At 59.8% G+C, this 11,120-nt stretch carries 3 protein-coding genes, 2 tRNA genes, 3 rRNA genes and 1 pseudogene; 2 read left to right on the top strand and 7 right to left on the bottom strand.

The genetic code is table 11. The features are described from left to right. A pseudogene (locus tag F615_RS20090) lies at positions 1–149 on the top strand (IS5/IS1182 family transposase); the annotation flags it as partial. A 136-nt stretch (positions 150–285) separates the two neighbouring features. Here F615_RS20090 and F615_RS0116505 read toward each other — a convergent pair. Beyond that, complete coding sequence (locus F615_RS0116505; protein ID WP_019562258.1) at positions 286–1,983, bottom strand: NAD+ synthase; 1,698 nt, start codon at positions 1,981–1,983, stop codon at positions 286–288. Between the two features lie 16 nt (positions 1,984–1,999). Between F615_RS0116505 and F615_RS0116500 the strand changes: the two genes are divergently transcribed. Next, positions 2,000–3,184 (top strand): GNAT family N-acetyltransferase, encoded by a 1,185-nt coding sequence (locus tag F615_RS0116500; protein ID WP_019562257.1) that lies wholly within the window; start codon positions 2,000–2,002, stop codon positions 3,182–3,184. Here the strand turns inward: F615_RS0116500 and F615_RS0116495 are convergent. From F615_RS0116495 to F615_RS0116470, 6 genes are all read right to left on the bottom strand, one after another. Next, entirely contained in the window at positions 3,171–5,918 is a 2,748-nt protein-coding gene (locus F615_RS0116495) for a M16 family metallopeptidase (RefSeq protein ID WP_033371749.1), read from the bottom strand. The genes F615_RS0116500 and F615_RS0116495 overlap by 14 nt on opposite strands. Positions 5,919–6,080: 162 nt before the next feature. Beyond that, positions 6,081–6,194 (bottom strand): 5S ribosomal RNA (gene rrf, locus F615_RS0116490). Between the two features lie 176 nt (positions 6,195–6,370). Continuing rightward, positions 6,371–9,246: ribosomal RNA gene (locus tag F615_RS0116485) — 23S ribosomal RNA — on the bottom strand. Between the two features lie 311 nt (positions 9,247–9,557). Further along, positions 9,558–9,633 (bottom strand) — tRNA-Ala (locus F615_RS0116480). Between the two features lie 19 nt (positions 9,634–9,652). Further along, positions 9,653–9,729 (bottom strand) — tRNA-Ile (locus tag F615_RS0116475). A 223-nt stretch (positions 9,730–9,952) separates the two neighbouring features. Continuing rightward, positions 9,953–11,120: ribosomal RNA gene (locus F615_RS0116470) — 16S ribosomal RNA — on the bottom strand; the annotation flags it as partial.

Here is an 11,120-nt window from a genome sequence, read left to right as displayed (position 1 = left end):
ACCCGTTTCATGTGCTCAAGCGCCTGTGGGGCTTTGCCAAGGTGCGCTACCGAGGCCTGGCCAAGAACGCCAACCGCGCCTTCACGGCGCTGGCGATGGTCAACCTGTACATGGCCGCACGGCGCGTGCCGGCATTGGTGCGCCCGTAATGGGCCCATCATGGCCCGGGCGGGCGCCGAAGGGCCCGCCAGTAAGGCCCTCGAGGCCGTAGAACGCGCCAAAAACGCTCCGTTTCGCCCCGCGCAGGACAATCTCGCCGCGGCGCGGGGCTTGATCAGCGTTTCCTTAAGCGCGGAACTTCGATGTGATGGGATAACGCCAGTCTCTGCCAAAGGCGCGGTGCGTGATGCGGATGCCCACCGGCGCCTGACGCCGCTTGTACTCATTGATTTTCAACAGCCGCGTGACACGCTCGACATCCTCGCGCGCATAGCCTGCGGCGACGATCTCCTCGATGCTTTGATCGTCTTCCATGTAGCGCTGCATGATCGCATCCAGCACCTCATAGGGCGGCAAACTGTCCTGATCGGTTTGGTTGGGCCGCAGTTCGGCCGAAGGCGGCCGCGTGATGATGCGCTCGGGAATCACCGGACCGATGCTGCCATCGGCCCGGCGCGTGGGCTGCTCATTCTTCCAACGCGCCAGGCGATACACCCACGTCTTGGCCACATCCTTGATCACCGCAAATCCGCCGGCCATGTCGCCGTACAACGTGCAATAGCCGGTGGCCATCTCACTCTTGTTGCCCGTGGTCAGCACGATGCTGCCGTGCTTGTTGGACAAAGCCATCAGCAGCGTGCCACGCACACGGGCCTGGATGTTCTCTTCGGTCGCATCTTCGGCCAGCCCCGCAAACTCCTGGGCCAACGCAGCCTTGAAGGCCTCGAACATCGGCGTGATCGAGAACTCGTCATAACGCACCCCCAAGCGCTGCGCCATGTCGCGCGCGTCCCGCCATGAAATTTCCGCCGTATAGGGCGAAGGCATCATCACCGCGCGCACCCGGTCGGCCCCCAGCGCATCGACGGCCACCGCCAGTACCAGCGCCGAATCGATCCCCCCGCTCAGGCCAATGATGGCCCCCGGAAATCCGTTCTTGCCCACGTAGTCGCGCACCCCGGTGACCAATGCGGCCCACACCTGCGCCTCCAGCGACGGCAACGGGTGCACTTCCCCACGGATGCCGCGGGCTGCGACCTCCAGCACCAGCAGGTGCTCCTCGAACATCGGAGCGCGGGCCGTGACCGTGCCATCGGCATCAATCGCAAAAGAGGCCCCGTCGAAAACCACCTCGTCCTGACCACCGACCTGGTGCGCATAGATCAGCGGCAAACCACAGGCGCGCGCGCGCTCGGCCATGCGCTGCTCGCGCTCTTGAACCTTGCCCAGATGATAGGGAGACGCATTGAGCACCAGCAGCACCTGGGCCCCGGCCTGTCTGGCACTCAACGCCGGCTCGGCGAACCAAGCGTCCTCACAGATGTTCAGGCCAAACCGCAGCCCTCCCACATCGAAGACCACAGGGCCCCATCCCAGCTCGCGCCCCGACACGAAATAGCGCTTCTCGTCAAAGACCTGATAGTTCGGCAGTTCGCGCTTGGCATAAGTAGCCCGCACCGCTCCCCCCGCCAACACCGATGCTGCATTGACGCGCTGCGGCACGATCACGGACTTGGTCCTAACATCTCCTGCACCGAACACAGCCCGCGGATGCCCGACGACCACATGCAAGCCCTCCAGATCGGCCAGGCGCGAGGCACACTGCTGCAGTGCCTTCTCGCAAGCCTCCAAGAAGGCCGGCCTCAGCAACAAATCCTCTGGCGGATAGCCGCACAGCGACAGTTCCGGCGTCACCAACAAACGCACCCCCTGCGCGTACGCTTGACGTGCAAACGCCTCGATACGGGCCACATTTCCGGTGAGGTCTCCCACCCACGGATTGAACTGCGCGACTGCAAGCTTGACGACGGCGTGTGTGGACATATGCAGGAAGAATTCGATGTCTGATTATGTCATCCGGGTCGTGGACGACCCTTTGCAGATCGAGGCCCGAGCCTGGGACGCGCTCGTCGAGGGCACGGCCGGAGGCACGCCGTTTCTGCGCCACGCCTATCTGGCCGCCCTGCACCGCTGTGGCAGCGCCACGGCGCACACCGGCTGGCTGCCCCAGTTCCTGACCGTATGGCGCAACGACGAGTTGGTCGCAGCTTGCCCGGCCTATCTGAAGTCACACTCCTATGGCGAGTACGTCTTCGACTGGGCATGGGCCGAAGCCCATGAGCGCTACGGGCTGCCTTACTACCCCAAGTTGACCGTTGCCGTGCCTTTCACCCCGGTGCCCGGTCCACGTCTACTGGCGCGCGAGGCCGACACCCGGCGCCTCTTGTTGCGCGCCTTGCGGCAGCAGGCCGAGCAACTCGGTCTGTCCTCCGTCCATGTGCTCTTTTTGTCTGAGGACGATTGGATTGCCGCCCAATCCGAGGGCTGGTTGCTGCGCAGCAGCGTGCAATTCCATTGGCACAACCGACGCCCCGAACCCTATGGAAGCTTTGACGACTTCTTGGCCGATCTACACCGCGACAAGCGCAAGAAGATCCTGCAGGAACGTCGCCGTGTCGCCCAGGCCGGCATCACGTTCGAAATACGCACTGGTCGCGCGATCACCGGGCAAGATTGGGATTTTTTTCACCAATGCTACCTGGCGACGTACCGTGCCCATCGCTCTACCCCGTACCTGACCAGGCCCTTCTTCGCCGACATGGCCAAGGACTTGCCCGAGCACTGGCTCATGGTCATCGCGCATCGAGACTCGCGGCCAATCGCCTCCTCATTGCTCGCCCTCGACCCCCAACAACGCACGGCTTATGGTCGCTACTGGGGCAGCCTGGAGCCCGTGCCCTGCCTGCATTTCGAAGCCTGTTACTACCAGCCGCTCACCTGGTGCATCGCACAGGGCTACCATCGCTTCGAAGGCGGCGCGCAAGGCGAACACAAAATGGCGCGGGGCCTGCGCCCCGTCACGACCCAGTCTGCCCATTGGTTGACGCGGCCAGCCTTCGCCGCAGCCGTGGCTCGCTTCCTCGACCAAGAGGCACAAGGGTTGTCCGCCTATGTGGACGAATTGCGCGAACGCCTTCCATTTCGCGTCGCCCCCGACGAGACGACCGATCTCACTCGTCCGTGAAATCACCCGCAGCCGCCCAGACGAAGCGCTCGGGCCTCAGATACTTGCGCAGCGCTGCATTCACCTCCTGCACGCTCAACTGCGCGATGCGCTCATCCACGGCTTGCGAAACGGCGAAACGCCGCCCCAGCCGCAAGTTCTCCACCAGCGCCGCGCTCAGATGAGCATCCTGAGCCCGGGACAAATGCCGCAAAGCCAACAATCCCTTGCGGCCGGCCTCGAGCTCTTCGGCGGTAAATCCCTCGGTCAACACACGCTGGAACTCTTCATCGATCGCCCGTCGTACGCGGCTGAGATTCTCCGGCGCGAAAATCACTGACAGCGACCACACCGAATGCGGCTCCCAAGCATTCCACTCCACATGGGTTTGGATGCCGTAGGACAGCCCCTCGGTCTCGCGAACCCGTGTCCACAGCCGCGAACTGCCGCTTTGACCCAACAAATAATTCGCCAGCATCAAAGCGGGATAATCCGGATCACCATCACTCAGCGGCAGCGGCAAGCTGGCCCGCATGTACGCGTTGCGCTGATCCGGTGTACGCAAGCGTTCGAACCCTGGTTCGACCGTCACCATCGGATACGGCACCCGCTGGTACGGGGCTGGGCTCTTCCATCCAGCCAGATGCGTTCGTAAAGCCTGCAGCACCGCCTGTTCATCGAAGTCGCCTACCGCCGAGAACTGGGCCGACGAGGCCCCGTAAAAGCGACGGTGGAACGCACGAACCTGTTCGATGCCCACCGCACGCACCCGGTCCATTTGCGCCGCCAGCGTTGGGACATGGCGTACATCATCTTCTCGGTAGGGTCGCAGCTTGCGCAACACCGCGTTGTCAGCCAGCTCTTCCGGCGAACGTTGGGCCTCCTCCAGACTCGCAAGCCACTGTCGCTTCACCTCGTCTAGTGCGGCCGCCTCCAGGGCAGGCATGCGCAGCATCTCGGCCACGATCCCCACCAGCGCCGGCAAATGCTCGCCAACCGTGCGCATGCTCACGCTGACCCCGCCAAGGACTTCACGCACGGAGACATCCGCACGCAGCCGATCCAGTTCATCGGCCAATGCCTGGCGTGAGCGGTGTCGTGTGCCCTTGTCGAGCAGGGCTGCCACCAAAGCGCCGACCTCGGATTGCCCACGCAGATCCTGCGCCGTGCCGAACCGCAAATCCAGTCGCGCATGCACGAGCCGCCCACGCGTGGGTTTGGACAACAATGCGACCTGCAAGCCATCGGCCAGGCTCGACACACGGGTTTGCGCATCGATGTTGGCCGGCGAAGCCTCGAAAGTCGGCACCGCGGCCAAGCGCGGATCGCCCCGATACTCACGCAGCACCTCGGTCACGTCGACTCGCTGCGCAGCGGGGGCACGTTGCAAATCCTGCGTCGGGACATAGCGCGCCACGGTCCGATTGTCGCGGCGCAGATACTGTTCAGCGACCCGTTGCACCTGGTCGAGCCGCAGATCACGCATGCGATCGCGAGTCAAAAAAAACAGTCGCCAGTCCCCCTGCGCAATCGACTCAGACAGTGCAACCCCCACCGTCTCGGCGTTGGCAAATGACAGGTCCCATTCTTTGAGCCAGCGTGCCTTGGCCCGCTCCAGCTCCGCCGCCGTGATCGGCCGTTGGGACAACTGCTCGATTTCGTCCAGCAAGATGCGCTCGGCCTCGGGCACATCCTGTCCAGGCTGCAACTGCAGCCCAAACAATGCATATCCAGGGTCCGCCAGCCCTGGCGCAAAAGCAAACGCTGCTGCCGCCTTCGACCGCTCGACCAGTGCCCGATGCAGCCGCCCACCGGGACTGTCACCCAGGATGAGCGCCAGCGCGCGCATGGCCACATGATCGGGGTGCGGTCCCGCCGGCACATGGTAGAGGGCATAGACCAGGGGCGCGCCACCGGGGCGACGCAGCACCACCGTGCGCTCACCATCTTGGACGGGGTCCAGGGTCGGCGCCGGCCGCAAGGCCTGGTCCGGCCTCGGAATCAATCCAAAAGACGCTTCGATCCAACGCAACACCTGTGCCGTGTCGAACAAGCCCGAGACGATCAAGGTCGCGTTGTCGGGACGGTAATGCGTCCGGTAGAAACGTCGCAGGGCGTCGATATCGACATTCTCAATGTCGCTTCGCGCGCCGATGGTGCTCTTGCCGTAGTTGTGCCAGAGGTACATCGCCGACAGGCCACGTTCGAGCAACATCCGTCCGGCATCGTTCTCCCCCATCTCCATTTCATTGCGCACCACAGTCATTTCGGCATCCAGTGCGCTGCGCGCCAAAGTCGCATTCACCATCGCGTCGGCCAACCATCCCAGATACCAACGCAGGGTGTCGTCGTTATGGGCGAAACTGGCAAAGTAATTGGTGCGGTCGTACCAGGTCGACCCATTGGCCCTCATGCCCCGACGGCTGAACTCGGCCCAAGCCTCGGGATACCGCTGGCTTCCCTTGAACAGCAGGTGCTCCAAGAGGTGGGCCATTCCAGTCTCGCCATAGCTTTCATGGCGCGACCCGACCCGAACCGTCAAATTCACCGTGGTCGTGGGCTTGCCTCCATCGGGCACCAGCAAGATCTGCAAGCCATTGGCAAGCCGGTATTCGGCAATCCCTTCGATTTCCGTCACCTTCGTGACGGTCGCCTCGCTGGGCGAAGCACCAAGCACAGGCGCCCAGCCGGTCAAACACAGCAAGGTCCCGACGAACCAGGGGCGCAACAGCTCAAGCACTGGACGAAAGATCATGTTCGGCATGCGAAGCGCGACACAAAGAATCTGAGAGCCTGCCCAGCGATCGATGGTTCCTGGCAGATGCAGCCGCTCGAATTCGAGGGGTGGTTAAGAGAGAGGTGGTTAAAAAAACGAACCCCCACCGCCTTTGTTGGGGGTGGGGGTTGAGGGGATGTAGCCTGACGATGACCTACTTTCACACGGGAAGACCGCACTATCATCGGCGCTGAGGCGTTTCACTGTCCTGTTCGGGATGGGAAGGAGTGGGACCACCTCGCTATGGTCGTCAGGCGTAACTGGTTGCCGGGCTGAGGCTGGAGTTGTGGGGACTCAGCCTGGCGCATTCGTAGAGTCGCTGCCTGTTTTTTTGCGGGACAGGCGATCAGCGGGATTTGATTGCGTGCACTGTGGGGTCACAACGGGACTGACTCTTGTCCTTGGGGTTCGTTGGGGAACATCAAGGTTATAGGGTCAAGCCGCACGGGCAATTAGTACTGGTTAGCTTAACGCATTGCTGCGCTTCCACACCCAGCCTATCAACGTCCTGGTCTCGAACGACCCTTCAGGGGGCTCAAGGCCCCGGCAAGACTCATCTTGGGACGAGTTTCCCGCTTAGATGCTTTCAGCGGTTATCTCTTCCGCACTTAGCTACCCGGCGATGCCACTGGCGTGACAACCGGTACACCAGAGGTGCGTCCACTCCGGTCCTCTCGTACTAGGAGCAGGCTCCCTCAATCTTGCAGCGCCCACGGAAGATAGGGACCAAACTGTCTCACGACGTTTTAAACCCAGCTCACGTACCTCTTTAAATGGCGAACAGCCATACCCTTGGGACCGGCTACAGCCCCAGGATGAGATGAGCCGACATCGAGGTGCCAAACACCGCCGTCGATATGAACTCTTGGGCGGTATCAGCCTGTTATCCCCAGAGTACCTTTTATCCGTTGAGCGATGGCCCTTCCATACAGAACCACCGGATCACTTAGTCCTACTTTCGTACCTGCTCGACTTGTCAGTCTCGCAGTCAAGCACGCTTTTGCCTATGCACTATCAGCACGATTTCCGACCGTGCCTAGCGTACCTTCGAGCTCCTCCGTTACGCTTTGGGAGGAGACCGCCCCAGTCAAACTGCCCACCATGCACTGTCCCCGACCCCGATTCAGGGGCCTAGGTTAGAACCTCAAACACACCAGGGTGGTATTTCAACGTCGGCTCCACGGCACCTGGCGGCACCGCTTCAAAGCCTCCCACCTATCCTACACAGATCTGTTCAAAGTCCAATACAAAGCTACAGTAAAGGTTCATGGGGTCTTTCCGTCTTTCCGCGGGGAGATTGCATCATCACAAACATTTCAACTTCGCTGAGTCTCTGGAGGAGACAGTGTGGCCATCGTTACGCCATTCGTGCAGGTCGGAACTTACCCGACAAGGAATTTCGCTACCTTAGGACCGTTATAGTTACGGCCGCCGTTTACTGGGACTTCGATCAAGAGCTTGCACCCCATCACTTAATCTTCCAGCACCGGGCAGGCGTCACACCCTATACGTCGACTTTCGTCTTTGCAGAGTGCTGTGTTTTTATTAAACAGTCGCAGCCACCGATTCTCTGCGACCCCTTTGGGCTCCGTCTGTACAACTTCACCTACTCAGGGCACACCTTCTTCCGAAGTTACGGTGTCAATTTGCCGAGTTCCTTCTCCAGAGTTCTCTCAAGCGCCTGAGAATACTCATCACGCGCACCAGTGTCGGTTTGCGGTACGGTCGTCTGTAGCTGGAGCTTAGTGGCTTTTCCTGGAAGCAGGGTATCACTCGCTTCGGCGGCAAGCCGCCTCGTCATCACGCCTCATCTCAGACCCCCGGATTTGCCTAAGGGCCACGACTACACGCTTAAACCGGGACATCCAACACCCGGCCGAGCTAACCTTCTCCGTCCCCACATCGCACTACAGATCGGTACAGGAATATTGACCTGTTTCCCATCAGCTACGCATCTCTGCCTCGCCTTAGGGGCCGACTCACCCTACGCCGATGAACGTTGCGTAGGAAACCTTGCGCTTACGGCGAGGGGGCTTTTCACCCCCTTTAACGCTACTCATGTCAGCATTCGCACTTCTGATACCTCCAGCAGCCCTCACGAGCCACCTTCACAGGCTTACAGAACGCTCTCCTACCATCGTGTTGCCACGATCCGCAGCTTCGGTAACTGGCTTAGCCCCGTTACATCTTCCGCGCAGGACGACTCGATCAGTGAGCTATTACGCTTTCTTTAAATGATGGCTGCTTCTAAGCCAACATCCTGACTGTTTTAGCCTTCCCACTTCGTTTCCCACTTAGCCAATTTTGGGGACCTTAGCTGGCGGTCTGGGTTGTTTCCCTCTCGTGTCCGGACGTTAGCACCCGGTGCACTGTCTCCCAAGCTCTACTCATCGGTATTCGGAGTTTGCATAGGTTTGGTAAGTCGCCATGACCCCCTAGCCTAAACAGTGCTCTACCCCCGATGGTAATACTTGAGGCACTACCTAAATAGTTTTCGGAGAGAACCAGCTATTTCCAGGTTTGTTTAGCCTTTCACCCCTATCCACAGCTCATCCGCTACTTTTGCAACAGTAGTCGGTTCGGACCTCCAGCACCTGTTACGGTACCTTCATCCTGGCCATGGATAGATCACCTGGTTTCGGGTCTACACCCAGCGACTCAATCGCCCTGTTCGGACTCGGTTTCCCTGCGCCTCCCCTACTCGGTTAAGCTCGCCACTGAATGTAAGTCGCTGACCCATTATACAAAAGGTACGCCGTCACCCCTTGCGAGGCTCCGACTTTTTGTATGCATGCGGTTTCAGGATCTATTTCACTCCCCTCCCGGGGTTCTTTTCGCCTTTCCCTCACGGTACTGGTTCACTATCGGTCGATTACGAGTATTTAGCCTTGGAGGATGGTCCCCCCATCTTCAGACAGGATTCCACGTGTCCCGCCCTACTTGTCGCACGCCTAGTTCCACCACCCACTTTTCTCATACGGGGCTATCACCCACTATGGCCGGCCTTTCCAGACCGTTCTGATAAGTCGATGGCTAAATCGTGCAGGCTCCTCCGATTTCGCTCGCCACTACTTTCGGAATCTCGGTTGATTTCTTTTCCTCGAGCTACTTAGATGTTTCAGTTCGCTCGGTTCGCCTCGTTGACCTATGTATTCAGTCAACGATACCCTTGCGGGTGGGTTTCCCCATTCGGACATCTCCGGATCACAGCTCATTTGCCAGCTCCCCGAAGCTTTTCGCAGGCTATCACGTCCTTCATCGCCTGTAATCGCCAAGGCATCCACCACATGCACTTCGTCACTTGACCCTATAACGTTGACGTCCACCTCAGTGTCCGCCGTCAAGGACGCACCGATCTTGCGATCGGCTTCATGAGTATGTCGCGTTGTGCCGTCCTTCAAGCTTTGAATCTCTTCAAGCTGAAGTCTGGTGACGCAATCAAATGTCGTTGCTGGACCCAGCGCCTTCAGGCGCCTCCAGCAACAACGCTGATTCGACTCTACGAATTGTTAAAGAACAACAGCCGATTCTTCTTCGAATCGCTCATGCCAACCCCCTTCAAGGGCGCTGGCATGAGCGCTCGAGCACCCCTCCCAGCAGGGAGGCGGTGGTGGACGGTGGTGGAGGATGACGGGTTCGAACCGACGACCCCCTGCTTGCAAAGCAGGTGCTCTCCCAGCTGAGCTAATCCCCCGTCGCACGCCAACGCGCGCTGGTGGGTCTGGTTGGATTCGAACCAACGACCCCCGCCTTATCAAGACGGTGCTCTAACCGACTGAGCTACAGACCCCCGCGTTGTCCTTGCGTGAACCGCAGGGCCTGCCTGGACGGCGCCGCTCATGTGCGCTCGGCCATCGCGCCGGCTCACGTTCCACTCACTGTTGCTTCTCAACAGCTACAGCCGATAAGTGTGGGCGCCTGACTCGAAATGCCTCTTTTCTCTGTGTACGCCAGGCTTGCTGAAGCTTCGAGCCGCTTGCGCAGCCCCATCCTCAGTGCCTCGGCTCATCCAGAAAGGAGGTGATCCAGCCGCACCTTCCGATACGGCTACCTTGTTACGACTTCACCCCAGTCACGAACCCTGCCGTGGTAAGCGCCCTCCTTGCGGTTAGGCTACCCACTTCTGGCAGAACCCGCTCCCATGGTGTGACGGGCGGTGTGTACAAGACCCGGGAACGTATTCACCGCGACATGCTGATCCGCGATTACTAGCGATTCCGACTTCACGCAGTCGAGTTGCAGACTGCGATCCGGACTACGACCGGTTTTCTGGGATTGGCTCCCCCTCGCGGGTTGGCAGCCCTCTGTACCGGCCATTGTATGACGTGTGTAGCCCTACCCATAAGGGCCATGAGGACCTGACGTCATCCCCACCTTCCTCCGGTTTGTCACCGGCAGTCCCATTAGAGTGCCCTTTCGTAGCAACTAATGGCAAGGGTTGCGCTCGTTGCGGGACTTAACCCAACATCTCACGACACGAGCTGACGACGGCCATGCAGCACCTGTGTCCAGGCTCTCTTTCGAGCACCCCCACATCTCTGCAGGGTTCCTGGCATGTCAAGGGTAGGTAAGGTTTTTCGCGTTGCATCGAATTAAACCACATCATCCACCGCTTGTGCGGGTCCCCGTCAATTCCTTTGAGTTTCAACCTTGCGGCCGTACTCCCCAGGCGGTCAACTTCACGCGTTAGCTTCGTTACTGAGGAAATGAATCCCCAACAACCAGTTGACATCGTTTAGGGCGTGGACTACCAGGGTATCTAATCCTGTTTGCTCCCCACGCTTTCGTGCATGAGCGTCAGTGCAGGCCCAGGGGACTGCCTTCGCCATCGGTGTTCCTCCGCATATCTACGCATTTCACTGCTACACGCGGAATTCCATCCCCCTCTGCCGCACTCTAGCCGTGCAGTCACAAATGCAGTTCCCAGGTTAAGCCCGGGGATTTCACATCTGTCTTGCACAACCGCCTGCGCACGCTTTACGCCCAGTAATTCCGATTAACGCTCGCACCCTACGTATTACCGCGGCTGCTGGCACGTAGTTAGCCGGTGCTTATTCTTCAGGTACCGTCATCACTCCGAGGTATTAGCCCAGAGCTTTTCTTCCCTGACAAAAGCGGTTTACAACCCGAAGGCCTTCTTCCCGCACGCGGCATGGCTGGATCAGGCTTGCGCCCATTGTC

Origin of the sequence: Caldimonas manganoxidans ATCC BAA-369, assembly GCF_000381125.1 — a bacterium.
Classification (GTDB): Bacteria; Pseudomonadota; Gammaproteobacteria; order Burkholderiales; family Burkholderiaceae_C; genus Caldimonas; species Caldimonas manganoxidans.
The sequence above is the reverse complement of the archived record's forward strand: the minus strand, read 5'-3'. Positions and strand labels throughout refer to the sequence as shown.

Coding starts and splice junctions, on each gene's coding strand:
- F615_RS0116505 (WP_019562258.1), bottom strand. CDS start 1,983: ATGTCCACACACGCCGTCGTCAAGCTTGCAGTCGCGCAGTTCAATCCG.
- F615_RS0116495 (WP_033371749.1), bottom strand. CDS start 5,918: ATGATCTTTCGTCCAGTGCTTGAGCTGTTGCGCCCCTGGTTCGTCGGG.
- F615_RS0116500 (WP_019562257.1), top strand. CDS start 2,000: ATGTCTGATTATGTCATCCGGGTCGTGGACGACCCTTTGCAGATCGAG.